Annotated in this window: 17 protein-coding genes, 2 rRNA genes and 1 pseudogene; 7 read left to right on the top strand and 13 right to left on the bottom strand. The window is 59.4% G+C overall.

Going from position 1 to position 26,112, the window contains the following annotated elements; genetic code table 11:
• Positions 1-72 precede the first annotated feature (72 nt).
• The 5 genes from C8C89_RS26755 (at position 73) to C8C89_RS26775 (ending at position 6,030) form a co-directional block, all read left to right on the top strand.
• Entirely contained in the window at positions 73-975 is a 903-nt protein-coding gene (locus C8C89_RS26755) for a LysR family transcriptional regulator (RefSeq protein WP_133994129.1), read from the top strand.
• 396 nt (positions 976-1,371) lie between these two features.
• Positions 1,372-2,367, top strand: a complete 996-nt coding sequence (locus C8C89_RS26760; protein ID WP_101483986.1) for a BMP family ABC transporter substrate-binding protein — start codon at positions 1,372-1,374, stop codon at positions 2,365-2,367.
• Between the two features lie 81 nt (positions 2,368-2,448).
• The gene (locus C8C89_RS26765) at positions 2,449-3,978 is read left to right on the top strand and encodes an ABC transporter ATP-binding protein (protein ID WP_101483985.1); all 1,530 of its coding nucleotides are present in this window, start codon (positions 2,449-2,451) and stop codon (positions 3,976-3,978) included.
• Complete coding sequence (locus C8C89_RS26770; RefSeq protein WP_133994131.1) at positions 3,975-5,054, top strand: ABC transporter permease; 1,080 nt, start codon at positions 3,975-3,977, stop codon at positions 5,052-5,054. Before C8C89_RS26765 ends, C8C89_RS26770 begins: the two co-directional genes overlap by 4 nt.
• 4 nt (positions 5,055-5,058) lie before the next feature.
• The gene (locus tag C8C89_RS26775; RefSeq protein ID WP_101483983.1) at positions 5,059-6,030 is read left to right on the top strand and encodes an ABC transporter permease; all 972 of its coding nucleotides are present in this window, start codon (positions 5,059-5,061) and stop codon (positions 6,028-6,030) included.
• Positions 6,031-6,455: 425 nt separating this feature from the next.
• Here the strand turns inward: C8C89_RS26775 and C8C89_RS27470 are convergent.
• A pseudogene (locus tag C8C89_RS27470) lies at positions 6,456-7,040 on the bottom strand (NUDIX domain-containing protein); the annotation flags it as partial.
• Positions 7,041-7,135: 95 nt separating this feature from the next.
• On the opposite strand from C8C89_RS27470, the gene C8C89_RS26785 reads away from it, so the two are divergent.
• Positions 7,136-7,900 carry a DeoR/GlpR family DNA-binding transcription regulator gene (locus C8C89_RS26785; RefSeq protein WP_133994135.1) on the top strand — a complete coding sequence of 255 codons (765 nt, stop codon included), beginning with the start codon at positions 7,136-7,138 and terminating at the stop codon, positions 7,898-7,900.
• A 54-nt stretch (positions 7,901-7,954) separates the two neighbouring features.
• Here the strand turns inward: C8C89_RS26785 and C8C89_RS26790 are convergent, their stop codons facing one another.
• From C8C89_RS26790 to puuE, 10 genes are all read right to left on the bottom strand, one after another.
• Positions 7,955-9,022 (bottom strand): S1/P1 nuclease, encoded by a 1,068-nt coding sequence (locus C8C89_RS26790; protein WP_133994137.1) that lies wholly within the window; start codon positions 9,020-9,022, stop codon positions 7,955-7,957.
• Between the two features lie 14 nt (positions 9,023-9,036).
• On the bottom strand, positions 9,037-10,266 hold the full coding sequence (locus tag C8C89_RS26795; RefSeq protein ID WP_133994139.1) for a phospholipase D-like domain-containing protein: 1,230 nt from the start codon (positions 10,264-10,266) through the stop codon (positions 9,037-9,039).
• Positions 10,267-10,283: 17 nt separating this feature from the next.
• Positions 10,284-11,981 (bottom strand): bifunctional metallophosphatase/5'-nucleotidase, encoded by a 1,698-nt coding sequence (locus C8C89_RS26800; protein WP_166674926.1) that lies wholly within the window; start codon positions 11,979-11,981, stop codon positions 10,284-10,286.
• A 113-nt stretch (positions 11,982-12,094) separates the two neighbouring features.
• Positions 12,095-15,505, bottom strand: coding sequence for a TonB-dependent receptor (locus C8C89_RS26805; protein ID WP_133994141.1), 3,411 nt, complete (start codon positions 15,503-15,505; stop codon positions 12,095-12,097).
• Between the two features lie 792 nt (positions 15,506-16,297).
• Positions 16,298-17,800, bottom strand: a complete 1,503-nt coding sequence (locus tag C8C89_RS26810; RefSeq protein ID WP_133994143.1) for an adenosine deaminase — start codon at positions 17,798-17,800, stop codon at positions 16,298-16,300.
• 43 nt (positions 17,801-17,843) lie between these two features.
• The gene (gene guaD, locus C8C89_RS26815) at positions 17,844-19,160 is read right to left on the bottom strand and encodes a guanine deaminase (RefSeq protein ID WP_133994145.1); all 1,317 of its coding nucleotides are present in this window, start codon (positions 19,158-19,160) and stop codon (positions 17,844-17,846) included.
• 9 nt (positions 19,161-19,169) lie between these two features.
• Positions 19,170-20,249 (bottom strand): xanthine dehydrogenase accessory protein XdhC, encoded by a 1,080-nt coding sequence (gene xdhC, locus C8C89_RS26820; protein WP_133994205.1) that lies wholly within the window; start codon positions 20,247-20,249, stop codon positions 19,170-19,172.
• Between the two features lie 9 nt (positions 20,250-20,258).
• On the bottom strand, positions 20,259-22,604 hold the full coding sequence (gene xdhB / locus C8C89_RS26825; RefSeq protein WP_133994147.1) for a xanthine dehydrogenase molybdopterin binding subunit: 2,346 nt from the start codon (positions 22,602-22,604) through the stop codon (positions 20,259-20,261).
• A 10-nt stretch (positions 22,605-22,614) separates the two neighbouring features.
• Positions 22,615-24,081, bottom strand: a complete 1,467-nt coding sequence (gene xdhA / locus C8C89_RS26830) for a xanthine dehydrogenase small subunit (RefSeq protein WP_133994149.1) — start codon at positions 24,079-24,081, stop codon at positions 22,615-22,617.
• A gap of 99 nt (positions 24,082-24,180) precedes the next feature.
• On the bottom strand, positions 24,181-25,134 hold the full coding sequence (gene puuE, locus C8C89_RS26835) for an allantoinase PuuE (RefSeq protein WP_101483973.1): 954 nt from the start codon (positions 25,132-25,134) through the stop codon (positions 24,181-24,183).
• Positions 25,135-25,255: 121 nt separating this feature from the next.
• Between puuE and uraH the strand changes: the two genes are divergently transcribed.
• Positions 25,256-25,609: a hydroxyisourate hydrolase gene (gene uraH / locus C8C89_RS26840; RefSeq protein WP_010395048.1), complete on the top strand. Its 354-nt coding sequence runs from the start codon at positions 25,256-25,258 to the stop codon at positions 25,607-25,609.
• A gap of 130 nt (positions 25,610-25,739) precedes the next feature.
• Here uraH and rrf read toward each other — a convergent pair.
• A 5S ribosomal RNA gene (gene rrf / locus C8C89_RS26845) occupies positions 25,740-25,852 on the bottom strand.
• A 138-nt stretch (positions 25,853-25,990) separates the two neighbouring features.
• Positions 25,991-26,112: ribosomal RNA gene (locus C8C89_RS26850) — 23S ribosomal RNA — on the bottom strand; the annotation flags it as partial.

The raw sequence follows: 26,112 nt of genomic DNA on the forward strand, positions 1-26,112 counted from the left end.
GAAAGCGCGCATGCCTGCGTCAAGGTCTGCGCGCCGTTCCATCGCCAAGCACCACGCAACGCCAAGGAAAGCATGTCCATCGATCTGAAACAGTTAAAGTATTTTCTTGCCGTCGCCGAGGAGAAAAGCTTCAGCCGCGCCGCCGAGCGTCTGCATATCTCGCAGCCGCCCCTGAGCCAGCAGATCATGAAACTGGAAAGCGAACTGGGCGTGCGCCTGTTTGCGCGCACCACGCGTACCTTCGAGCTGACCGTGGCAGGCAAGGCGCTGATGAACGAAGCGGCCGACCTGCTGGCCAAGATGCGCATGACCATCGATACCATCCGCCAGATCGACCGTGGCGAAGTGGGCCGCTTGCGCGTGGGCATCGTCGGCTCGGCCATGTGGGGTCCCATCCCCAGCCTGCTGGAAGAATTCCAGACCAAATTTCCCCGCGTCAGCTGGACCATCCACGAATTTGGTCCCACAGTGCAATACGAAGCCTTGCGCGCCAAGCAGATCGACGTGGGTTTCTGGCGCGAACCCAAGCTCAATGACGACGACTTACGCCACGACAACCTGCGCCAGGAGCTGTGCTTCCGCGAAAATGTCTGCGTGGCCGTCAACGAACACCATCCGCTGGCAAAAAACACGGCCATCGAGCTGATCGACATCGCCCACGAGCCGATGCTGACCCTGAACCTCGATAAATCCGCGTTTCCGCGCTACCTGGTGCAATGCTGCATCAATGCCGGTTTCGAACCCGTAATTTTCCAGGAAGCGAGCGAGCCGCAAACCCTGCTGGCCATGGTGGGCGCGGGCTTGGGCGTGACTCTGGTGCCGGAAACGACAAGCCGCATCGGCTGGCCCGGCGTCGTCTTCCTGCCGATCAAGACCAATCCGCCGTCGGCCAACCTGTACATCAGCTACACCACGCTCGACGACGCTCCCGTCGTGCGGGCCTTCCTGAATATCATCAATCCCCCATCATCCTGACGCTGCCCGGCCTGACAAGGGCTATTTATATGGCATTCATATAAATAGTTAAACAAAAACGTATTTGTCATACATATCTGGCATGATGCATAGTGATTCGGACGCCCATCGTGGCGCCGGTCCTGCGCCTGCCCTGCCCGTCCATTGACGGCGCATCCCAGCCCGCTCCGGCAGCCCCATTCGATGTTGTAACTATAAAAGAGACGGGGCGCGACTGTTGCATGAGCATCACACTGTTGACATAAAAGCACACGAGGCCGGCAATGATCTTGTGCAATACGGTGCAATGTTGATAAGGAATTATCATCTCGTGCATCAAAAACAGGCTAAATCAGCCCCAAATTATATGTTTCACCTATAAAAAATATACAATATCGATCTTCCAGGAGCCAATTCATGAAACTTACACAATTTAGTTTGACGATCGCAGCCGTATTTCTGACTGCTCAAGCGTCCGCGGCTACCCCAAAACTGGGTGTCGTGTATGACGCGGGCGGCAAGTTCGACAAGTCGTTCAACCAATCCGCTTTCGAAGGCGCATCGCGCTTCAAAAAAGACACAGGCATTTCCTTCATCGAAGTTCAGGCATCGAGCGATACGCAAGCCGAGCAAGTCATGCGTGGCCTGGCCCGCAAGAAACTCGACATGATCGCCGCCATCGGCTTTGCGCAAACGCAAGCCGTGCAAAAAGTCGCAAAAGAATTCCCTAACGTGAAATTCGTGCTGATCGACGGCCAGGCTGCCGGCAGCAACGTCAATTCCGTCGTCTTCAAGGAAGAAGAAGGCTCTTATCTGGTGGGTGTGGCTGCAGCCATGGCCAGCAAGAGCAAGAAGGTCGGCTTCATCGGCGGCATCGATATTCCTCTGATCCGCAACTTCGCCTGCGGCTACGCGCAAGGCGTCAAGGCCGTCAATGCAAAGACGGAAATCACGCAAAACATGGTCGGCACCACGTCCGGCGCCTGGAATGACCCGGCCAAGGGTGGCGAACTGGCCCGCTCGCAATTCGAGCGCGGCGTCGATGTCGTCTTCGCCGTCGCTGGCGGCAGCGGCATGGGTACCCTGCAAATGGCCAAGGAAAAAGGCAAGCTGGCCATCGGCGTTGATTCGAACCAGAATGGTTTGTACCCGGGCAGCATCCTGACTTCGATGGTCAAGCGCGTCGACAACACGGTGTATGACAGCTTCATGGAAGTCAAGAACGGCACCTGGAAGGGCGGCGTCAGCTATAAAGGCTTGAAAGAAGGCGGCGTGGATTGGGCGCTCGATGCGAACAACCGCAAGCTGATTACGCCGGAAATCGAAAAACGCGTGTTGGGTGCGCGTAAGGACATTATCGATGGCAAGATCAAAGTGATCGATTACCGCGTCGGCAGCAGCTGCCCGGTTTAATTTTTCTCCGTATCTTTTAGCGCGCCGCCGGGGCCTGTCTCCGCGCGGCGCGTTTCCATGAAACTATCCAGTTATGAACCTATGCAGCCAGCAGTAGAATTTCGCAGCATTTCCAAGCAGTTTGGACATGTGAAGGCGAACGCCGACGTCAGTTTCTCCATCGCCAAGGGCAGTATCCACGGCCTGGTGGGGGAGAACGGCGCCGGCAAATCGACCTTGATGAGTATCCTGTACGGGTATTACCGTGCCGACGGCGGAGAAATCCTGCTCGACGGAAAAGTACAGCCTATCCGCAACAGCCAGGAAGCGATCAATCTCGGCATCGGCATGGTGCACCAGCATTTCATGCTGGTCGAGAACTTCACCGTCCTCGACAATATTATGCTGGGCACGGAAGGCGGTTTCCGCCTGGCCAGCCACCGTACCGAAGCGGAAGCCAAATTGCGCGAGATTTGCGCGCGCTACCGCCTCGACGTCGACCCGCTGGCGAAGATCGAAGACCTCTCCGTCGGGGCGCAGCAGCGCGTGGAAATCCTCAAGCAGATTTACCGCAGCGCCAACATCCTGATCCTCGACGAGCCGACGGCCGTGCTGACGGCCCAGGAAACGGCCTCGCTGTTTGAAATCCTGCGCCTGTTCAAGGAACAGGGCAAGACCATCATCCTGATCACGCACAAACTGCAAGAGATCCTGGAAATCACCGACAACGTCACCGTCATGCGCGGCGGCACGGTGGTGGGTGCCGTGGCGACAGCCGGCACCTCGAAAGAGGAACTGGCCAACATGATGGTGGGCCGCCCCATCCAGAGCCACTTGCCACGCGCGCCCTACAATCCGGGCGCCACGGTGCTGGAAGTGGACGGTTTGCAACTGGCCGACGCGCAGCAAGTCAAGCTGCTGGCCGACATCGGTTTCAACTTGCGCGCCGGCGAAATCGTCGCCATCGCGGGTGTTTCCGGCAATGGTCAGAGCGAATTGCTGGAAATCCTGTCCGGCATGCGTTTGCCGACGTCCGGCAAGCTGCGTTTCCTGGACAAGGACTTGCCGTTTGGCAAGCGCACTGATGCCGACGGCTTGCCGCTGGCCTTCCGCGAACTGGGCATCGCCCACATTCCGGAAGACCGCTTGCGCGATGGTGTGGTGAAAAATTTCTCCGTCATGCAAAACACCATCCTCGGTTACCAGGATCACCTGAAAAACCGCTGGGGCCTGTTCAACTTCAAGGCCATCGGCGCCCGCTGCGCGCAACTGCTGAAAACCTTCGACGTGCGCCCGGCCAATCCGGACCTGCGCATCGGCTTGTTGTCTGGCGGTAACCAGCAAAAGGTGGTGATCGCGCGCGAAGTGCTGGCCAAGCCGAAACTGATGCTGGTGGGCCAGCCCACGCGCGGCGTCGACATCGGCACCATCGAAAGCATCCATACGCAATTGCTGGCCCTGCGCGACGCGGGCGTGGCGATCCTGCTGGTGTCCGTCGAACTGGAAGAAGTGCGGGCGCTGGCCGATCGCATTCTGGTCATGTGCGGCGGACGCATCACCGGCGAACTGAAAATTGAAGAATTCGATACCACCCGCATCGGTCTGCTGATGGGGGGAATGCATAAATCATGAATAACGACTTGCCACGCTGGGCGACAGCCTTTGTCATGCCCATGTTAAACCTGCTGTCGGCCTTGCTGGTCGCAGCCCTGGTCATTTATATGCTGGGCGAAGACCCGGCCGAATCGCTGTCGATCCTGATCCACAGCGCCATCCTCAATCCGGAAGGCTTGAGCTACACCCTGTTCTATGCCAGTACCTTCATTTTCACGGGCCTGTCGGTTTCCGTGGCGATGCAGGCCGGCCTGTTCAATATCGGTTCCGAAGGCCAGATGTATATCGGCGGCCTGGGCTTGACGGTAGCCATGCTGGCCTTCGACCAGACGCTGCCCGCATGGCTGCTGATTCCCGCAGCCATGATCGGCGCGGCCCTGTTCGGCGCGCTGTGGGGCTTGCTGCCCGGCTACCTGCAAGCCAAGCGCGGCAGTCACATCGTGGTCACCACCATCATGTTCAACTTCATCGCCGCCAGCCTGATGAACTTCGTGATCGTGAAGTACCTGATTCCGCCCGGCGAACAGAACACGGCCAGCCGTGTCTTCGCGGAAAGCGGCGAAATGCCGCGCCTCTCCACCTGGTTCCCGTCGCTGGGCGATACGCCGCTGAACATCAGTTTTCTGTTGGCAATTACCGCGCTGGTGATCTATGGCGTGATGGTCTGGCGTTCGTCGTGGGGTTTCAAGCTGCGCGCCACCGGCCTCAACAAGCATGCGGCGCACTACGCGGGCGTGTCGATCAGCAAGATGATCATCATCGTCATGCTGATTTCCGGCGCGCTGGCGGGCCTCGGTTCCGTCAATTCCATCATGGGTTCGACGCATTATCTGTCGCTCAATTTCGTCGGCGGCGCCGGCTTCATCGGCATCGCCATCGCCCTGATGGGCCGCCAGCATCCGGTCGGCATCTTTTTGTCGGCCGTGCTGTTCGGCGCCCTGATCCAGGGGGGCTTCGACCTGTCGCTGGAAAAACCGAATATCCCGACGGAAACCTTCATTTTCATCCAGGGCTTGATCATCCTGTTCTGCGGCGCCATGGAAAACTTCTACGCACCGGCCATTTCCGCCCTGCTCAAGCGCACCAAAGGCTAACACCATGACACTCGACGACTTTCAATTCGCCAGCATCCTGGTATCGACCGTGCGCAATGCGCCCGTCCTGATCTTTGCCGCCATGGCCGGCCTGTTTGCCGAACGCAGCGGCATGATCGACATCGGCCTGGAAGGCAAGATCCTGGCCAGCGCCTTCGCCTCCGCCGCCGTGGCCTACACGACGCAAAACCCATACTACGGCATGGCTGCCGGCATGCTCGTGTGCGTCGCCCTGGCCCTGCTGCAAGCGTATGTCAGCATCACGCAAAAGGGCAACCAGCTGGTGGCGGGCATGGCGATTAACATTGCCATGAGCGGCCTGACGTTTGTGCTGGCACAATTTTTCTTCCAGCAAGGCGGCCGTACGCCCGACCTCGGTTCGGCGCGCTTGTTCGACGTGGTCTTGCCAGGCACGCAGTATGTGGAACACATTCCCTTCATCGGCTGGGTGTATGCCCACCTGATCGGCGGCCATTCCATCCTCGTCTACGTGGCGTTCCTCCTGATACCGCTCGTGCACTGGCTGCTGTACCACACGCGCTTCGGCCTGCGCCTGCGTGCCTGCGGCGAAAACCCGCATGCGGCCGACTCCGCTGGTGTGAGCGTCGAAGCAACGCGCTACATGGCGATGCTGGTGGCAGGCGTTCTGTGCTCGTTCTCGGGCGCCTATCTGGCCATCGTGCAAAGCGGCTTCTTCCTGCGCGACATGTCGGCCGGCGCCGGCTACCTGGCCCTGACGGCCATGGTGTTCGGCAACTGGCGCCCTGTCTACACTTTCCTCGGCTGTTTGATGTTCGGCTTCTTCGCGGCCATCCAGATCCAGATCGAAGGCGTGGATTTACCAGTCGTGGGCCGCATCCCCGGCTCGCTGATCCAGATGGTGCCTTACGTGGTCACGGTGATCGTGCTGGCGGGCTTGATGGCGAAATCCATCGCGCCAAAAGCTATTGGCATCCCCTTTGTAAAATCTCGCTAAGTCTGACTGTAACTTGATGCAAAAAAAAGCGAAGCCCGCGGGCTTCGCTTTTTTTACGCCGGTGGAATCTCGTCCAGCGACAAATAGACCGGCAGCCCCAGGCCATGCGCCACATCCACCATCTGGTCGGCGCCCTGGGACGCGCCGCCGATGCGCAGCACGGCATCGCAGTGGCTGAGCAGGCGCGTCGCGTGTGCATGGAACAGTTCTTCATACACAAGGTCGCCCACCCGGGTTGAGCCGGCCAGCGCCAGCATGGGCAAGGCCAGCCATTCACCGAGCACGGGCATGTGACCGTTCGCGTACAAGGGCAGGCAGACGGCTTCCATGGCCGCTACATTGCGCGCAATCAAGACCGTATCGTCGCCCGTGCCCGAACGGTAAGGGCCGGCAACCAGAATCTGCAGTCCCCGTTTGCGCGGCATCAAGTGCAACTGCGCATGCTGCAGCAGCATGATGGTCTTGCCATCGCAGATGCGGCCATCGGCCACCATCTGCAGTGCCTGCGCCAGCGGCAATTCCAGCACTTCGATGTCTTCTCCCTCGTGCGCCAGGCCGCCGCCGTCGCCGATGCGGCTGGCGGGGTCGTACTCGGCCACGAAGAAATGCAAACGCTCCGTCACGGAACCGGGGCTCATGAAGGCCTGGAATATCTTTTGCACCTGCCCCACCCGGTAACCGGTTTCCTCTTCCACCTCGGCGCGGATGCGCTGCTCCGCGCTGGCTTCTTCCAGCAAGCCGGCCGCTGATTCGATCAGGAATCCATCGTGCCCCTCGCGATACGTGGGAAAGCGGAACTGGCGGATCAGGATCACCGTGCGTTTGACTTTGTTGTAGAGCAAGATGGTGGCGCCATCGCCGCGGTCATAGGTTTCCCGCGTCTGCGTCTGCCACTGGCCATCGTGGCGCAGATAGTCGAACGTCGTCTTTTGCAATAGATACCAGTCGTGCGACAGGGTCTGCACTTGCTGGATGCGAACCCGTTCCTGCTTTGTACTGTCTTCGCGCATGTCATCTCCTTGTGCTTGCGTGTACTTGCTTTTGCCGACTTTATCATGCAGACTCGTGCAATATCAAGAAAATACAAGAAAACTCAAGAAAATCCATGCTCACACATCAGCGCAAACAATACCTGCTGGACTTGCTCCAGCGCGAAGGACAGATCGTCGCGAGGGCCGTCAGCGACGCCCTGGGCTTGTCGGAAGATACGATACGGCGCGACCTGCGCGAACTGGCCAAGGAGGGCTTGCTGGAACGTGTGCACGGCGGCGCCTTGCCCTTGCTGCCCCGCTCGCCCGCCCTGGCGCCGTTTGCCGGGCGTGAACAGATCTCACCCGAAGCCAAGCCCGCCATCGGCCGCGCAGCCGCGGCCATGATACAAGCGGGACACGTGGTGTTCATTGACGGCGGCACGACCGCCGTGCAACTGGCGCGCCAGCTGCCGCGCGAATTGCACGCCACCGTCGTCACGCACAGTCCCTCGATTGCCGTCGAACTGGTGAATCACCCATCAATCGAGGTGCTGATGCTGGGCGGGCGCCTGTACAAACACTCCATCGTGGGCGTCGGCGCAGCGACAGTGGAAGCCATCGGCCGCATCCGCGCCGACCTGTACTTCATGGGCGTGGCCAGCCTGCATCCGCAAGCGGGCATCACCACCGGGGACTATGAAGAAGCGTGCGTGAAACGCGCGCTGAGCGAGGCGTCAAACCGCACTGTCGTGCTGGCCTCGCCGGAAAAGTTCAATACGGCCTCGCCGTTCCAGATCGCGCCCTTGAGCCAGGTCAGCGACATCATCGTGCACAGCGACATCGAAGACGCCCTGGTCGCGCCCTACCGCGACATGGGAATTGCCATCACCCTGGCATAAAAAAAGCGGCCCGCAGGCCGCTTTCTTTCTATTCCTCAGCCTGTCGCCGCCAAATTACTGTGGCCAAATCACCTGCAACACGGCAGCCAGATGATAGCCCGCCTCGATCAGTTGCTGCTTCGCCAGCGCCGAGCTGGGCACGGGGTAATTGTCCGGCACCGTCAAGGCCCACACCTTATACACCTCGCCCTTGCGGCTGGTCTGCTGCGTGGCCGGACCGGCTACCACGTCCGTGAAAGCAATTTTTGATGCCGCCAGCGAGGCATCAGCCCACTGATACGGCCAGGTGGCAGGGTCGCCAGTATTGCCGCTCACTTGTGGCTGGCTGGCAATCACCGTACGCGCAAACTGCTGCGGCGTGCGCGTGCTCAGGCGGCGCATGGCGTAATCGACCACGGTCGTATCCCAGTACGAATGCAGGGGCTTGGTAGGCGACTTCGGATAGGCGGGAGCTTTCGCCATGCCTTCTTCCACCGGCAGCGGCGCGGGAATCACGGCGTCCGACAGCGCCGTGATCTTCGCATCGTCGAGCAGCAAGTCGTTACCGCCGCGCGCATTGAAAATGGCGACGTCGTCGATCTGTGCCTGCGTGGCGGGCACGAAAAACTGGCCATCCTTGCCGAGAAACGCATTGCCAACATGTAATGGCTGGTGGATATCGCCCACCAGGTGCGTGATCAGGATCAGCGCCTCGCGCTGGCTGAAGCCATGCGGATTGCTGGCGGCATCAGCCTTGCCCTGCAATACCAGGATAGCCTGCTTGAGCGTTTGCACGATATCGTCGTCAGCCGTGCCCACGCCATGGTCATGGTAGTGCTCGTTCTGGAATGGCACGTTCGTGTAATGGTATTGGCCATGCTTGGGGTTTGCCGCGACATAGGTCAACATTTCCGGCGATTGCGGGCCGCAATACGTACCCTTCACGCAGTCGGGCCAGTTGGCGATCTTTTCCAGGCTTTCGCCCGGCAGCAGCAACTTGGCCATCTGAACCTGGGCGGCGCTGCCCTTGAGCAACTGGTCGGCGATGGCGCCCACGGCGCGGTGACCGTCGTTGCCCCAGGCCAGTACGTTGCCGGAAGCAAAAGCGGCGCCCAGCGCCAGCACGCAAAGTAACTTCTTCATCGATTTTCTCACCATTACTCCTTGCCTTGCGGCGCTGCCTTGGCCGGTTTCGGGTACTGCTTGTTGATGTCGATGGGCTGCGCATACGCCGAGCTCCACGTCTGTTCATGCAGCGCGGCAATCCGCTGCGCCATGGCATCATTGCGCAGTACCACTTCCAGGTTGCGCGACAAGTCGAAATAGCCTCCCGCCCAGTTACTCGTGCCGACCCAGGCCAGCTTGCCATCGATGCTCATGGTCTTGCTGTGGATCACGCGCGCAAACGGAATGAACCCTGTCGAAGCCGTAGGAATCGTCACGATGCGGATTTCGACGTTCGGCAGCAGGGCCAGGCTTTTCAGGTAGGCGATGGCCGGCGCTTCCGTATTCCAGCTTGATACCATCAGCTTGATCTTCACGCCACGCTGGGCAGCTGCGCGCACGGCGTTGTCAATCACGGCGTAGTACGGACGCGTGCGGTTCGGGCCATACGACAAGGGCGCATAGTCGAGCAGCTGAATGCGCACTTCGCTTTTCGCTTCGGCCAGCAAGGCGGGCAAGCCCGTTTCCGAATCGCCCACGCCAGCCGGGTTGTAGGCATTCGGGCTGGCCAGCAAAAAGGCGTTTTGCGCGTAGTTGGCCGGTACCACCTTGCTGTTGAGCACCGTGGCGCGGCCGCCCTGGGACGTCAATGCCTGGGCTTGCCAATCCTGCTCGAAGATGGCTTGCACCTGGCTCACCATCGTAGCTTCCGTGATCTTCAAACCCGTCTCATGGATGTGCTCGAACGAACGCCAGTCGAAATTCTGGCTGCCGATGTACGCCACCTGGCCATCGACGGCCAGGTATTTCGCGTGCACGATGCCGTTGCCCGTGATTTTATTAAAATCGATGAGGCGCAAGTCCAGGTTAGGAATCGCCTTGATCTGGGCGATGGTCGCCGCTTCCGACAAGCCCACGCCCTTCTGGTCCAGCAGGAAGCGGATTTTCACGCCACGCTGGCCGGCGGCCGTCAAACTGGCCAGCACCTTGTCAAAAGCCGTACCCGGCTTGCTGACGGCATAAAACTGGGCGATGACGATCTCTTTTTTTGCCGCATCGAACAGCTCGCTCCACACGGCGACGGGCTCGCGCAGGTCGGGATTGGCCAAGGTGGTTTCCACGGGCGAAGTATGCACCAGCTCAAAGCCGGGAATGGTGAAATCGGCGTGGGCCGTGCCTGCGAACAGGCTGGAGAGAAGTACGGAAACAAATAAGCGACGCATGGTTATTCCTTGAAATGTTATTTGACGCGCACGATGCGGCCGGCTGCCGTGGCGCTGCCAGCGGGCTTGCCGGCGCGCGCGCGGGCAATCAGGTAATCGCTGAAGGCGTCGATATCGCGCACGCCCGTGTCGAGGCGGCGGGTGCCGGCCGCCAGCACGGTGAAACGGTCGCCGCCGCCAGCGAGGAAACTATTGGCGGCGACACGGTATTGTTGATTGTCATCAATAGCCACGCCATTGAGCATGATGCTGCCCGGCAGCACGCGCTGGCCCTGGGGACGTGTACTGTCCCAGCGATAGCTGAAACCTTCGGACACTTGCAGCAAGTTGTTGTCTTCCGCTTCGGCACCCGGCCATTGCTGCTCGAGCAAGGTACGAATTTGTGCGCCGGACAGGCTGACCACGATCAGGGTATTACCGAACGGGACAACCGCCTGGTTCTGGCCCACGTTCGTCATCAGATCGGCGCCCGCTTCCAGATCCTTGCGGATGCCGCCATTGTTCATCAGACCGATTTGTGCACCGGCAGCGCGCGCGCCGAACAGGGTGCTGTCGGCCACCAGGTCGCCCAGCGCGGAAGCGCCGCTGCCCTTGGTGCTGCGGCCCACGGTGGGCACGGCGATGGCGGCCACGGGGCGCGACAATTCTTGCGCGCTGCGCTGCTTCACCGATTCCAGGTAAGCTGCCACGGCCGGGTCCGGCTCATACATTCCCGGCAACATGACAACGTTTTGCGCGCTGGCATTGATCAGCGCATTCTTGAGGGGATCGACCTTGAGCTTAATGCGCGTCAACATGTGTCCACCCATCTGTGCCTGCGTCACCAGGCGGCCATCGACACGGCACAGATAACCCTGGTGCGAATGACCGCTGATGACCAGTTGAATGGCAGGGTCGAGACGTTTCACCACGTCGACCACTGCGCCCTTCAGTTGGCTGCAATCGGGCTGGTCGACGGCTTCCTTCGTCTCGCCGCCCTGATGCAACAGCACGACGAACACGCCTACGCCCTGCGCGCGCAACTGCGGCAAGGTGGCGTTGATGGCGTCGGCTTCATCGCCGAACTGCAAGCCGGTAATGCCGGCGGCCGTCACCACGGACGGGGTATCTTTCAGCACGGCGCCGATCAGGCCCACCTTGACGCCATGCGCCTCTTCGATGCGGTAGGCCGGCAGCAGGGACTTGCCCGTTTGCTTGTCGATCACGTTGGCGGCCAGATAGGTATAGCTGGCGCCCTTGAAGTCGGGCGTGAACTTGCAGGCCTTGTCGGAGCGCGACGACTCGCAGCCGCCGCGCTGCTGGCGCAGCAGCTCCTCCTTGCCCTGGTCAAATTCATGGTTGCCGACCGAGCTAGCCTTCATGCCCAGCATATTCATGGCGACAATGCTCGGTTCGTCCGCCCACAGCGCCGACATGGCGGGGCTGGCACCGACCAGGTCGCCATTGCCGACAAAGATCAGCTGCGCATCTTCGCGCCGCCAGGCCGTCAACGCGCCGGACAAGGTATCGATGCCACCGGCCTGCACCGTCTTGCGCTCCGCATCGGCAGCGCTCGTGTAGGTGAATTTGCTGCGGTCGAGGTTGCCGTGAAAATCGTTCAGGGCAACCAAATTCACTTCAATCGGGCCGCTGGGTGCAGGCGCCAGGTTGCTGCAGGCGGACAGGATCAGGATCAGGGCCGCGGCAGCGACCGGAGTGCGTAGGAAGTGAGCCATGGAATGATATTTATTGAAAAGTGGGAAGAGTAAACCATCTTGTGTATAAAAAAAACGGCTGGTGTCGCCACCAGCCGTTTTTTACTTTGCCGAGCTACGAGGCAAGGACGAAATTAGAATTCGTACTTGATCGTTGCTTGCAGCGCCCATTGCGATTCGCCTTTGACTTGACGCGTTTCCAGGCTTTCCACCACAGGACGGGTGTTGTACACATACTTGCCGTTTTCCATACCGACATTGTCAACGAAGCTGCGCACCAGGCCACCGGAGCCCTGGAAGCCCACTTCATTGATGCGGCCCCATTTGCGATTCAGCAGGTTACCGACGTTCAGGATATCGAAGGTAAAGATGCCTTTGTTACCCTTGAAGAAGCCCGGTACTTCCTGGCTCATGCGCACATCGAAGCTGTTGGTCCATGGAGCAAAGCTCTCGTTACGGCCGATCACGCTACCTTTGGCTTTGCGCAGGTCGCCATTCGCATTGACCACTTTCCAGAACGCTGCCTCATTGGCGGCGCGTGCTGCTGGCGTCGCACCGGCGAACACCACTTCGCCCGAACCTGGCGCGCTAGGGATGTACATCAAGTCGTTGCCGGCCAGGCCGTCACCGTTCAAGTCGTTGTTGATGGTCCAGCTGTATGGCTTACCGCTACGGCCTTCATAGAACAGACCGAAGGTGGTCTTGTATTCGCCGAAGAAACGTTTTTGCCAGTTGATGTTGGCCGTGAAGCGATCCTTGACCAGGTAGTTCGAGTTGGACGCCACGTTTTCGTTCGGATTGAACACGGCGCGCGAACCCCAGTTCGAGCTCGAGGTCGACGACGTCAGTGGTGACACTTCCGTGGCATCGCTGTACGTGTACGACGAGCCCCACGACAGGCCATCACGGGTCGGGCTGCGCACCGACAGGGTCAGCACGTTCGACTCGCCTTTGTCGGTATTTTTAGCCATCAGCACCTGGCCGAAGGCTGCATTGCTGCCAGCCTTGGTCAAGGCGCTGCAATTTGCGCCGCCGATCAGGGCGCCATTTGCATTCCAGCAAGCCGTATTGTAGGCGTTAGGACCATAGTACATTGGACGGCCATCGCTACCGGTTGCCGTTGGCGCGCCCATGTTCAGCTCTTCGTAGTAAATCGCGCTCTTGGTCTGGAAACGCAGGTATTCCGCGCTGACAATCAGGCCCATCCATGGCAGCTCATGTTCGATGGCCAGGTTGGCTTTCCACACCGATGGTTGCGCCAGGTCCGTGCTCAAGGCATCGACCTTCATTGCCGGGATAACCGCTGGCACGCTCGATGGCTGCTTGGTTGGATCGGGGTTGAAGAAGCCATCGGTGGTCGGGCAAGTGCCGGCAGACGAGGCGCAAGTAATGTTCTGGGTTGCCATACCGGTGTTCTGGTAAGGATTACCCAGCCAGACGCTCATCGCCGCACCCTGGAACAAGCCGAAGCCGCCGCGAATTTGCGTCGGACGCGCCGATTCCAGCTTGTAGTTGAAGCCAAAACGTGGCTGATACAGGTTTTCGCCATCGATGGTATGCGAGTTATCGATACCGAAACCGCCGGTCTGACGACCGTTAGGCGTGGTACGAGCGACAGTTGCCTGTGCTGCACGCGCATTGTAGATCGGCTTTTCGCCGATGCGGGTGCCGTCGATGCGCAGGCCCGCGGTCAACGTCAGCTGCTTGTTGACTTCCCAGGTATCTTGCAGGAACAGGCCGATGTTTTTCAGCGAGAACGTCGCCACGGCATCGTCCAGAGTACGGCCTGCTTGTGGCACCTGGTAGGTGTACGAGCTAGGACGGCCACGGCTGAAGTTTTCCAGCACGGCTGCCTGCAATTGCGCTGCCGTGGCATTACCGCAATTGATGGCGCCGAACGAATAGGCAAACGTGGCGCTGCTGTTAATACAGCCGAAGGTGTAGTTACCGTTGACGTTCTGCAGGAACGCGTTATAAACGTCATTCTTGCTGTAGTCGGTGCCGAACTTGACTTCGTGGTCGCCCAGCGACCAGGTACCGGCTGCGTAGAAATCCTTGGTTTTGGTGCCAAGAATGTTACGCTGACGGCTCAGTTCCGTACCAAAGTTCAGGAAGCGGTTGCCAGTAGCCAGGCTAGAAGGTGCGCCAGCTGGCAGCGCGCCGCTGAACTGCAGGCCGATTGCCGGCAGATAAGCGTTGTTGCGCGGTACGCTGTCGTAGTCGCGCGACGACACTTTGACTTCGGTCGAGAAGGTCGGGGTCCACTCGGCGGTCCATTGACCAACCAGGGTTTCCAGGCTCTTGTTCTGGTCATACCAGTACGAGCTCAGCGACAGGCCAGTGCCGGAAAAACCCGTGTAAATCGGCTCGGACTGTTCGGTCTTGGTGTAACGCAGCATCATGCGCTGGGTGTCGGTCAAGTTCCAGTCCAGCTTGAGCAACTTTTCCGTTGCCGTGAATTCGGAACCCGTAGGAACTGCCGAAGTACCGGCATTGATACCGTATTTGTCCTTGGCAATAGCAATCGCGCTATCGATGGCGCCTTGGGTAATGGCGACGTTGGTCTGTGCGCTGCCGATAGGACCGAATGCTGGCGCGCCGCGCGAGCTGGTGGTTTTTTCGTAGTTGGCAAACAGGAACAGCTTGTCTTCGATCAGCGGGCCACCCATGGTGATGCCCTTGGTGGTGTCTTTCGATTTCGGCGCTGCGTAGTAAGTGTCGTCGGTGCTGTTGTAACGGTCGCCCGCCATGGTGTCGTTACGGAAAACGTAGTAGACGCTACCCTTGACCTTGTTGGTGCCCGATTTGGTCACCGCGTTGACGTTCGCGCCGGTGTAGCCTTTTTGGGTGACGTCATAGTTGGCAACGTTAACCTGCACCGACTGGATCGCTTCGATCGAAATCGGCTGCTTGCCGGTCGCGGTGCCGGACGCTTCCAGGCCGAAGGTGTCGTTCACGGCCACGCCGTCAATCGTCATCGAGTTGTAGCGCGAGTTTTGACCGGCAACGGAGATTTCACCGCGCTCTTTGTCGGTTTGCGACAGGCGTGGGTCGGCGCGGGCATAGTCTTGCAGGCTGCGCGAGATCGATGCCTGGGTAGCCAGTTCGGTCGGGCCGATATTGGTGCCGGCACCCATGTTGTTGCGGTTGAAAACCTGATTGCGAATAGCATTGGTGCTGACTTTCACCACTTGCATGTCGGCGCCCAGCGTGGCGTCGACGTTGGCCGTTTCGGCCAGGGCGATAAACACGCCTTCGCGTTTTTCAACTACGCCATTCTTCGTAATGGTGATGGTGTAAGGACCGCCGGCGCGCAAGCCGCGAGCGACGTAACGGCCTTCTGCATCGGTGGTCACGTTGCTCGCCGAACCGGAATCTACGTGAACGATAGTGACTTGCGCACCAGCTGCCGGCTTGCCGTCCGTGGCCGAGATACGGCCACCAATGGAGGAAGTAGTGTTCTGCGCGAACGATGGTACCGCCGCCAGTGCAATAGACAGGCTGAACGCGATTTGCGTTAGCCGAAGTCGTTTGTGATTGATCATCTTTAACCCCAGAAAAGACTATTATTTTTGAAAATCCTGGATTGCCCCACCGTCCGGCTGCGCCGCACAGCAACACAAACTCAAGATCTCCTCTTTACGATGCTGCAACTGTTACGCCGGCGGGACTGGCTGCGGTCCTGACAAGACCATCACAAAACGCCGCTCCACACATCACAACTATTCCTATCCAGACAAAAACGGCGGAAAAAACTGCGACCGATCCGTACGACCCAGGGCGCTAGCACCTGTGTCATTCACCCGACAGCCTTACCCGGCTAACATGGCAAGCCGCGAGTGTAATTGTTAAATATTTCAAGACTGTGACACGGTGGCAAAATACAGAAGAATGTCGTCATCTAGCTGCGCGACTGTGTGTTTCACTCTGCATCTCACCTTTATTTACTGCAAATACCCATCTTCATACGATATCGCCAAAGTAAATTGTGACTTTTTAATATCACCCTCATCCCACTATGCATCATCAAAAAATGGATGACAAATACGTTTTTTTTTACATATTTATATGTTTAAAGTATAAATAGCATGAGTAACTAGCTGGATTGATATCGTGCTGGCAGCGTCCGGGCTTATGGCGCGAGATTATAAATGAGCAATATGTACTTGAAATTGATTCATCCAGGAAATTGTATAAAGTCGTGCATCTGGTGTGAATTGTGTCGCATGGCTGCCACAAAATTAGCAAAATAGCATCGCGAAGGTTTGAGGGGGAAAATGAAAAACGGCCGGAAGATCCGGCCGCCTTGATAGTATCAGTCGTGAACGTCGCGCAACTTACGGTCTGTTGCTCTTGCCTGCCTTGTCGGCTGCGGCAATGTCCGCTTCAAAACGGGTGAAACGGGCATCGAGTGCTTTCAGCAAACGTTGTTTGTCCGCTTCCGCCAGGAAGGAATACCGCAGGCTGTTATAGGACAGCTTTTTGATTTCCGCATAATCGGTCTTGTACTGGCTGGCAAACAGCACATATTCATTCGACAGGGTATTGCGCGAAACGCCCGCATCATCAGTGGAGATGACGAATGGCACGCCATACTTGCGGTACAGGGTGATCGGATGGGCCTGGCCCTTGATACCGAGAATGTAATCGTTGCTGGTCAGATTCACTTCCACGGGAATGCCCCGCTCGCGCATCTTCTGCATGGTGGCCAGCGCATTGTGCTCGTAGGCGATATCCATGCCGTGGCCGATACGGTCGGCGCCCGCCACATCGACGGCTTCGGCGATATGGAAGGCCATGCCTTCCGGCGGCACCATGCCCAGCGCCAGCTCGCCGGCATGCAGGGCGATCTTGACGTTCGGATACTTTGCCTTGAGGAACTTGAACATTTCCATGTGCAGGCTGTAATCGCGCATGGACACGTTCACGCTTTCCTGGCCCACGATGTTCACGCCCACCAGCAGCGGATTCAGGCTCGCTGCCTTGAACGCAGCCACCATCGAGGAAAAAACTTGCGATGGCGACAGGAAACGCAGCACATACGCCTGGTAACGCATGGTGAAATTCGCATCGTCAATGCCGGCACTGCTGGCGTTGACGTTATCGTTGTAGGCGGTGATGCTTTTCTGAAAGCTGGCGTCCTGCTCCAGGCTCTGCGTCCAGTTGGCCAGCACGGCTTGCAACGCTGCCGGCTGCAAGCCCGGCGCCAGCACTTGCTGGTCGAACTGCGCGTTCTGCACGAAGGGCGACAGCTCGAAAATCGTCTCGATGTAGCTGAGGTTTTCCGCGATGGCGCGCTGCTTCAGGGTTTTCAGGCCATCCGCCGTGTTGCTCGACGCCACGGGGCCGAAATAGCCAAAGGTATCAAAAAAAGTGCGGTCCGGCGGCGTCTGGATGGCGCCGTGGTTGTAGAAATCCTTGGTTGACCAGCGCTGCAGCAATTCCGCATACAGGCCCGCATCGGCAAACACTTCCGTGGACGACAGGCAGCCACGCTGCGCGGCCGGCTTGGCGCGCTCGGCCGCCACGACGTCCTTGTTGCTTTCGATGCGGTAGGTCGTCTTGTTGACGCAGTAATTCTCCTTGTCGACCCAGTCGAGGAATTGCTCGGCGTAAATGGCGCCTGAGTAATGGTGATGCAAGTCCCCGCCCTTGGGCATCATGGAAAAGAACAGGCTCAACTCGGCCGTCTTCGGCTGCGTACCCGCAACCAAGGCGGCAAAATGGCGCGCGGTGGCAGCTTCGTTGGAAGTTGGGGCGGCCACTGCTTTGGCTGCTTGCGCCGGTCCGGTCAATGCCAGCGCGGCGCCAAGCGCCAGGCCAGTGAGTTTCTTGTGCATTCGCGTTCTCGCTCAGGATAATTCGTATGGAACAACGGGTAGGTCAGCCCTGCCCCCGCACATGCACGCATTGCCCGCCTGAATAGGTGGCAGCCACGGCCCGGTCGTCGCCCAGCAGCGCAAAGGCAAACAGCAATTCCTCCAGACTTTGACAGCCGGCCGTGCGGCGAGCCAGCAGCGGCGTCGATTGCTTGTCGAGCACGATAAAATCCGCTTCCGTGCCAGCCGTGAAATTGCCCAGGATGCCTTCCAGTTGCATGGCCCGTGCTGCGCCCAGGGTTGCCAGGTAAAACATGCGCAAGGCGGGCAGATAGCTGCCTTTCAAGCGTGCTACTTTATAGGCTTCGTTCATGGTTTGCAACATCGAGAACGAGGTGCCGCCGCCCACGTCGGTGGCCAGCGACAGCAGCACTCTCGCCGCATCGGCCCGCTCGAAATCGAACAGGCCGCTGCCCAGGAACAGGTTGGATGTGGGACAAATGGCGGCCGCCGAGGACGTTTCCGCCATGCGCGCGCGGTCGCGCTCATCGAGCCAGATGCAGTGGCCAAACATGGCGCGCGGGCGCAGCATGCCGTACTGGTCATACACATCGAGGTAGCTGCGCGCCTGCGGATGCAGTTCGCGCACCCAGCGGCACTCATCCTCGTTCTCCGACACGTGGGTTTGCAGATACGTATCCGGATAGGCGCGCGCCAGCTCGCCCGCCAGGTGCATCTGTTCGTTCGTCGAGGTGGGTACGAAACGGGGGGTGATCGCATATAGCGAGCGGCCATGCTTGTGCCAGTGCCGGATCAGTTCCTCGCTTTCACGCGCACCGGACTCGGCCGTGTCGCGCAGGAATTCAGGACAATTGCGGTCCATCATGACTTTGCCCGCCACCATGCGCAAGCCGCGCGCCTCGCTGGCGCCAAAGAAGGCATCGACCGATTGCGGATGCACGCTGCCATACACCATGGCCGTCGTGGTGCCGCAGCGCAGCAGTTCATCGAGGAAAAACTCGGCCACATCGCGCGCATGGACAGGGTCTTCAAATGCGCGTTCGGTGGGGAAAGTGTACGTTTCCAGCCACGGCAGCAAACCGGGCGCGGGCGAGGCGATCATTTCCGTCTGCGGGAAATGCAAATGCGTGTCGATAAAGCCGGGCACGATCAGCTTGCCCCGGTAATCGACGACAGGCGTGCCGGGCGGCAAGGTGGCCAGCAGTTGCGCGTAATCGCCCGCTGCCACGACCTTGCCATCAGCCACGATCAGCAAGCCATCCGCATGCCAGGCGTGCGCCTCCTCGTTGACAGCGGGATCGGCGTGGAAGTGCAGCAAGCTGGCACGGTAAGCTTGCAATGTGGCAGGAACAATCGGCATGACTTCTTTCTATAAGGGGTGAATGGCGGCGCGGGTTGGGCGGCGCAGTGGCGTGCTGGCATTAGCCAGCCGCAGCGGTGCGGCCAGGGCCGCGCTGGCGGCCTCTTCCCACACCATCAATAATTGACAGGCCACGGAGGCGGCGATCACGGCCGGGGCCTTGTTGCGGATGCCTGGCATGCCGATCGGGCACACCATGGCGGCAATGCGCTCATCCGGCACGCCGCGCGCCTGCAGACGGTGCTCGAACTGCTTGCGTTTCGTTTGCGAGCCGATCAAGCCGAACCAGCCCGCATCCTCGCGCTCCATGATGGCTTGCGTCAGGCGCTGATCGAGCGCATGACTATGTGTCATGACAAGAAAACTGCCGCCCGGCGGCGCCATCGCAACAAATTCCTCCGGCATATCGGTGGCGGCGATGCGCACATTCGCTGGCAACCCCGCAGGCAACGCTGCGGGAAACATGTCTTCGCGCTCGTCAACCCAGGTGATATTGCAGGGCAAGTGGGCCAGCGCGCGCACGATGGCGGCGCCCACGTGGCCGGCGCCGAACAAGGTCAGGTGCGCGCGCGGTGCCCGGCAAGGGTCGACCAGCCAGCGCCGCCCCGTGCCATCCTGCGCAACATGGGTACTGCGTTCGCGCGAAAACGTGTCCGGCGCCTGTGCCGGCACACCGGCGATCAGCGCGCCCGCCGCATCGAACAGGGCGGCGGCGGTGTCGCCATCGAGCGCCGTCAGGCGCCAACTATCCTGCTGACGGCGCTCGCGCAAGGCGGCCAGCAACGCTGTCAGGCTGGCGTCGACATGCTCAAATGCCAGGTGCACGACGCCGCCGCAGCATTGGCCCAGGCTGGGGCCCAGCGCGAAACGCTCGAGCCGCGCATGGGTGTCTCCCGTGGCCAGCATGGTCTTGGCGATTTCTACTGCACGCAATTCCAGGTGGCCGCCACCGATGGTATCGACCTGGCCATCGAGGGTGACGCGCATCTTCGCCCCCGCTTCGCGCGGACCCGAGCCTTCCACCAGGGCCACCGTCACCAGCACGGATGCCTGCGTGTCGTTCTCGATTGCCGTCAACCAGTCGCTCATCATCTGTTCCTATACCTTGGCGCAAACCGCTTGTACGGCCATGATTGCCTTGAGGATTTCCTCGCTGGTGGCCGGTGCATTCAGCGGCGGCTGCACGGCGTGATTTCCCACGCTGGAAATGGCGTCGCGGATGGCAAAGAACACGGAAAACGGCAACAGCAGCGGCGGCTCGCCCACGGCTTTGGAACGGTGGATGCTGTCTTCCACGTTGCGGTTCTGGAACAGTTTCACACGGAAATCTTCCGGACAATCCGAAATGCCGGGAATCTTGTATGTCGATGGCGCGTGCGTCATCAGCTTGCCCGCCGCATTCCACCACAGCTGCTCCGTGGTCAACCAGCCCATGCCCTGGATAAATGCGCCTTCCACCTGACCCAGATCAATCGCGGGATTGAGCGACTGGCCCGCGTCATACAAGGCGTCGGCACGCAGCAGTTTCCATTCGCCCGTCAAGGTATCGACCACCACTTCGGCCACGGCCGCGCCATACGCGTAGTAGGAAAACGGATGGCCCGTCATCGTCTTCGCATCCCACGACAGGCCGGGCGTGGCATAAAAACCATCCGACCACAGTTGTACCCTGGCCAGGTAAGCCTTCTGCACCAGCTCGGCAAACGGCACGACATGGCCGTTGACGTGGATGTGATTGTCGAAGAAGCGCACGCAAGCTGGCTCGCCGCCATACAGTTTGACCGCATAACCGGCCAGGCGTTCACGGATTTGGCGCGCCGCATCCTGCGCCGCCTTGCCGTTCAGGTCTGCGCCGGTGGACGCTGCCGTGGCCGAGGTGTTCGCCACCTTGCTGGTGTCGGTGGCCGTGGCACGTACTCTGTCCAGGTCCAGTCCCAGTTCGTGCGCCACCACCTGCATCACCTTGGTATTGATGCCCTGTCCCATTTCCGTGCCGCCATGGTTGACCAGCACTGAGCCATCCACGTACACGTGCACGAGCGCACCGGCCTGGTTCAGATGCGTGACGTTGAAGGCGATGCCGAATTTCAGGGGCGTGAATGCCAAGCCCTTCTTCAAGACAGGGCTGGCCTCGTTAAAGGCATCGATGGCGCGGCGACGCGCCCGGTAATCGCTGCTGTCTTCCAGTTCGGCAACGAGTTCATGGATCACGTTATCGACGATTTTCTGCCCGTAAGGCGTGACGTTGCACCCTTCCGCATCATTGCGACCATAGAAATTGAGCAGGCGGATATCGAGCGCATCGCGTTGCAAATGGCGGGCAATTTCATCGATCACGTACTCGATGGCGATGGCGCCTTGGGGCCCGCCGAATCCGCGAAAAGCCGTGTTCGACTGGGTATTCGTCTTGCCGCAGGCGGCGCGGATATCCACGTCGGACAAATAATAGGTGTTATCAAAGTGACAGACGGCGCGCGTGGCGACGGGACCGGACAAGTCCGCCGAGTAGCCGGCGCGCGTGGTCATGTCGACCTTGGCGGCAAGGATGTTGCCGTCATCGTCATAGCCCACTTCGTATTCATAGTAAAAACAGTGGCGCTTGCCCGTCACCAACATATCGTCGTCGCGGTCGGCACGCAGCTTCACGGGGCGCTTCAGTTTGGCTGCCGCAATCGATGCCGCCGCCGCCCACAGAGCCGATTGCGATTCCTTGCCTCCGAAACCACCGCCCATGCGGCGGCATTCGACGGTGATGTTATGCGAATGCACGCCCAGCGCATGCGCTACCACGTGCTGCATCTCGCTCGGATGCTGGGTCGAACACAACACCAACATGCCTTGCGCTTCCTTGGGGATGGCGTAGGAAATCTGTCCTTCGAGGTAAAACTGTTCCTGGCCGCCCACATACAGCTGGCCCTTGACCACGTGCGGCGCCTTCTCGAACGCGGCCTGGTAGTTGCCCCGCGTCAGCTGCATCGGCGGCAGCACGTACGATTGCGCCGCCTTGGCCGCCTGCGGCGTCATGATCGCGGGCAATTCCTCATACGACACTTGCGCCAGGCGGGCGGCGCGGCGCGCATGGTCATGCGTATCGGCCACGACGATGAAGATGGGCTGGCCCACGTATTGCACCAGATCAAAAGCCAGGATGGGGTCGTCATGGATGATGGGGCCGCAATCATTGGTGCCGGGAATATCCTGCGCCGTGTAGACGGCGACGACACCCTGCGCATTGCGCACGGCCGACAAGTCCATGGCCGTGATGCGCGCATGAGGCTTTTGCGACAGGCCCAGCGCCGCGTGCAAAGTACCCTGCAATTCGGCGATATCGTCCGTGTACGTGGCTTGCCCCAGCACATGCAATTGCGCCGATTCATGGGGGCTGGGCTTGCCCACGGCGGCCCAGGCGGGCGCTTGCAATTCGGGCGTGACAGGATGGTTCATGCTGGTCCTTTCAGGCGCGGCAAGCGTAGGCGTTGACGGCAGTGCGCAGCAGCGGCGCACCAGGGCGTGTTTCCAGCCAGAAGCGGCGCAACAGGTTTTGCGCCGTCGTCATGCGGTAGGTATTCGAGGCACGCATGTCCGACAGCGGCGCGTAATCGTCGGCCAGCAAGCGCATGGCGATGACGAGGTTGTCCTCCGTCCACGCCTGCCCAAGCAAAAATGCTTCCGTTTGCGCTGCCCGTTGCGGCGTGGCCGCCATGCCGCCAAAGGCGATGCGCGCATCGACGATCACGTCGCCATCCAGACGGAAGGCAAACGCGGCGCACACGGCCGAAATATCCTGGTCAAAACGCTTCGCCAGTTTATACGTGCGGAAATGCACATCGGCACGCGGCAAGGGTACGCGCACGGCTTCGACGAATTCGCCAGGTTGCAGATCTTTCTTTTGGTAAGCCAGATAGAAGTTTTCCAGCGGCATCACGCGCTGGCCTCCGGGGCCGCGCAGCACGATATCGCTACCCAGCGCAATCAGCCACGGCATCGAGTCACCGATGGGCGAACCATTGGCCACATTGCCGCCCAAAGTACCCGCGTTGCGGATCGGCAAAGAGGCAAAGCGCTGCCACAGTTCCGACAACTCGTCTGGATAGTGCTGGCACAGCGCCGCATAGGCATCGTTGAGGCTGGCGCCAGCGCCGATGTGCAGCTTGCCGTCAACGATGCTGATGGTTTTCAACGCGGCCACGTTGCCCAGATAAATGATGTCACCGAGGTCACGCAGTTGCTTGGTGACCCACAAGCCCACGTCAGTAGAGCCGGCCAGCAGGCACGCTTGCGGCTTTTCCGCGCGCAGCGCCACCAGTTCGTCGATGCTGCGCGGTGCGTGGAAGTGCTGGCCGCCATGTTCATAGGTGCTCAGGCCGCCGCGCTGCAGCGCCTGCAATTGTTGCGCCAGAGCATCGCGGTCAAACGCGACATGCGGCAACTCGCCCATGCGCCTGGCCGCATCGATGATCGGCCGGTAGCCCGTGCAGCGACACAAATTGCCGGACAGCGTATCGTCGATTTCGCAGCGCGTGGGGGTTTCGCCGTTTTTCTGCAGATACATGCCCCACAACGACATCACGAAACCTGGCGTACAAAAACCGCACTGGGAACCGTGGCACTCGACCATCGCCTGCTGCACCGGGTGCAAGGCGCCATCGGGCTGTTGCAAGTCTTCCACGGAAAACAGGGCCTTGCCGTCGAGGGTAGGGGTGAGCTGGATGCAGGCGTTGACGGCCTTCATCTCGACCTGGCCATCGACCAGGCTGCCGATGACGACGGTGCAGGCGCCACAATCGCCTTCCGCGCAGCCCTCCTTGGTGCCCGTGCAATGCAAATCCTCCCGCAGGTGCTGCAACACAGTCTGCGTAGGGGCGGCGTTACGTACTTCCTGTACGGCACCACGGTAGTAAAAGCGGATCGGTTCTGACATGCTGGCCTCGGTATAGTCCCAGTATAGGAGATTAACACCGGCATATGGGACAACTATATGCAAAGACTGATTTTACTTATCATCCAATATCAATACCTATCAAGCGGCATAGGGATGTGTCGCATGCCAGTGTTCGGCAATATCGATGCGACGCGTGATCCACACCTGCTCGTGTCGCTGTACATAGTCGAGAAAGCGCGCCAGTGCCGCGGCCCGTCCAGGACGCCCCACCAGACGGCAATGCAAGCCCACCGACAGCATCTTCGGCTGATTCAAGCCGTTCGGATCGCCTTCCGCATACAGCACATCGAAGGCATCCTTCAGATAATCGAAAAACTGCGTACCCGAATTAAAGCCTTGCATGGCGGCAAAGCGCATGTCGTTCGTATCCAGGGTGTAGGGCACGATCAACTGCGGCTGCACGGCCGGCATGCCGGCTGCATCCGTATACGCCACTTTCTCCCAGAATGGCAAGTCATCGCCGTAATAATCGGCGTCGTAGCGGAAACCGCCGTGCTCGACCACCAGTTTACGTGTATTGGGCGAATCACGCCCCGTGTACCAGCCTTGCGGGGCGGCTCCCGTCAATTCACGGATGATCTGCACGGCGACACGCATGTGTTCGCGTTCCGTCGCTTCATCCATATTTTGATAAGAAATCCAGCGCAAGCCGTGACAGGCGATTTCATGTCCCAGTTCCTGGAACGCGGCCACCGCATCCGGATTGCGCTTCAAGGCCATCGAGACGCCAAACACCGTCAACGGCAAGCGCCGCTCCTCAAACATGCGCAGCAGGCGCCACAACCCGGCGCGCGAGCCATATTCATAAATCGACTCCATGCTGAGGTGGCGCGCAGGAAAAGCGGCCGCGCCGATCATTTCCGATAAAAACGTTTCCGACGCGGGGTCGCCATGCAGCACGCTATTTTCCGCCCCCTCCTCGTAATTGAGGACGAATTGCAGCGCGATGCGGGCCTTGCCTGGCCATTGAGGATGGGGTGGCGTGCGGCCGTAGCCGATCAAGTCGCGTGGATAATGTTCGTAATTGTTCATGCGGAGGCGCGCCTATAGGAGGACAATGTTGGCTATATGCCCAATCATATAGCGGGGCGTAGTCACCGGTATATGATTTGCACGATAAGCACATTCACTCACCCTATATACAGGATAGCAAATGGGAAAACTCAGCACGCATGTACTCGATATCGCCCACGGCAGACCGGGAGCCGGTGTCAAGGTAGCCTTGTTTTCAGTCGCGCCGGAAGGAAAAGTGCTGTTAAAGATGGATATGACCAATAGCGACGGCCGTTGCAGCACGCCTTTGCTGGAAGGCGACAGCATGAAAGCGGGCCAGTATGAGCTGGTGTTCAACGCAGGCGACTACTTCGCCGCCCAAGGCCTCGACTTGCCTACACCGCGCTTCATCGACCTGGTTACCCTGGCCTTCGGCATTGCACATACCGATGAAAACTACCACGTACCGCTGGTGGTATCTCCTTGGTCGTATTCGACTTATCGAGGGAGTTAAGCGACGTTAAGCGACAAAAGCAGCGCGCAGCGCTGCTTTTTTTACGCCTGTTTGCTTTGCAAGACAAAGCAGCAGACGAAAAAAAACCCCACCGGAGTCCGGTGGGGTTTTTCTCTACTACGAATAACAAGCCTGACGATAACCTACTTTCACACTGGTTGCAGCACTATCATCGGCGCAAAGTTGTTTCACGGTCCTGTTCGGGATGGGAAGGGGTGGGACCAACTTGCTATGGTCATCAGGCATAACTTGTACTGGCATTTGTCCTCAATTGAGCGACAAAGCCTGAATCTGGAAGAAGCAAAGATTGGGGTAATGAATAGTAGTATCAACAAACTCACAACGTTGTACCGTCTTATCCTCTGTACCTGCTAAGGTTATAGGGACAAGCCGTACGGGCAATTAGTACTGGTTAGCTTAATGCATTACTGCACTTCCACACCCAGCCTATCAACGTCCTGGTCTCGAACGACCCTTCAAAGAGCTCAAGGCTCTGGGAAATC

The organism is Janthinobacterium sp. 75, assembly GCF_004365495.1.
Lineage (GTDB): Bacteria > Pseudomonadota > Gammaproteobacteria > Burkholderiales > Burkholderiaceae_D > Janthinobacterium.

What these genes read in the sequence shown, in the direction of transcription:
- xdhA (WP_133994149.1), bottom strand. Translation starts at nt 24,081, where the DNA reads ATGTCAGAACCGATCCGCTTTTACTACCGTGGTGCCGTACAGGAAGTA.
- C8C89_RS26800 (WP_166674926.1), bottom strand. Translation starts at nt 11,981, where the DNA reads ATGGCTCACTTCCTACGCACTCCGGTCGCTGCCGCGGCCCTGATCCTG.
- C8C89_RS26770 (WP_133994131.1), top strand. Translation starts at nt 3,975, where the DNA reads ATGAATAACGACTTGCCACGCTGGGCGACAGCCTTTGTCATGCCCATG.
- C8C89_RS26805 (WP_133994141.1), bottom strand. Translation starts at nt 15,505, where the DNA reads ATGATCAATCACAAACGACTTCGGCTAACGCAAATCGCGTTCAGCCTG.
- C8C89_RS26810 (WP_133994143.1), bottom strand. Translation starts at nt 17,800, where the DNA reads ATGCACAAGAAACTCACTGGCCTGGCGCTTGGCGCCGCGCTGGCATTG.
- C8C89_RS26775 (WP_101483983.1), top strand. Translation starts at nt 5,059, where the DNA reads ATGACACTCGACGACTTTCAATTCGCCAGCATCCTGGTATCGACCGTG.
- C8C89_RS26785 (WP_133994135.1), top strand. Translation starts at nt 7,136, where the DNA reads ATGCTCACACATCAGCGCAAACAATACCTGCTGGACTTGCTCCAGCGC.
- C8C89_RS26790 (WP_133994137.1), bottom strand. Translation starts at nt 9,022, where the DNA reads ATGAAGAAGTTACTTTGCGTGCTGGCGCTGGGCGCCGCTTTTGCTTCC.
- C8C89_RS26755 (WP_133994129.1), top strand. Translation starts at nt 73, where the DNA reads ATGTCCATCGATCTGAAACAGTTAAAGTATTTTCTTGCCGTCGCCGAG.
- uraH (WP_010395048.1), top strand. Translation starts at nt 25,256, where the DNA reads ATGGGAAAACTCAGCACGCATGTACTCGATATCGCCCACGGCAGACCG.
- xdhB (WP_133994147.1), bottom strand. Translation starts at nt 22,604, where the DNA reads ATGAACCATCCTGTCACGCCCGAATTGCAAGCGCCCGCCTGGGCCGCC.
- C8C89_RS26795 (WP_133994139.1), bottom strand. Translation starts at nt 10,266, where the DNA reads ATGCGTCGCTTATTTGTTTCCGTACTTCTCTCCAGCCTGTTCGCAGGC.
- C8C89_RS26765 (WP_101483985.1), top strand. Translation starts at nt 2,449, where the DNA reads ATGCAGCCAGCAGTAGAATTTCGCAGCATTTCCAAGCAGTTTGGACAT.
- puuE (WP_101483973.1), bottom strand. Translation starts at nt 25,134, where the DNA reads ATGAACAATTACGAACATTATCCACGCGACTTGATCGGCTACGGCCGC.
- C8C89_RS26760 (WP_101483986.1), top strand. Translation starts at nt 1,372, where the DNA reads ATGAAACTTACACAATTTAGTTTGACGATCGCAGCCGTATTTCTGACT.
- guaD (WP_133994145.1), bottom strand. Translation starts at nt 19,160, where the DNA reads ATGCCGATTGTTCCTGCCACATTGCAAGCTTACCGTGCCAGCTTGCTG.
- xdhC (WP_133994205.1), bottom strand. Translation starts at nt 20,249, where the DNA reads ATGAGCGACTGGTTGACGGCAATCGAGAACGACACGCAGGCATCCGTG.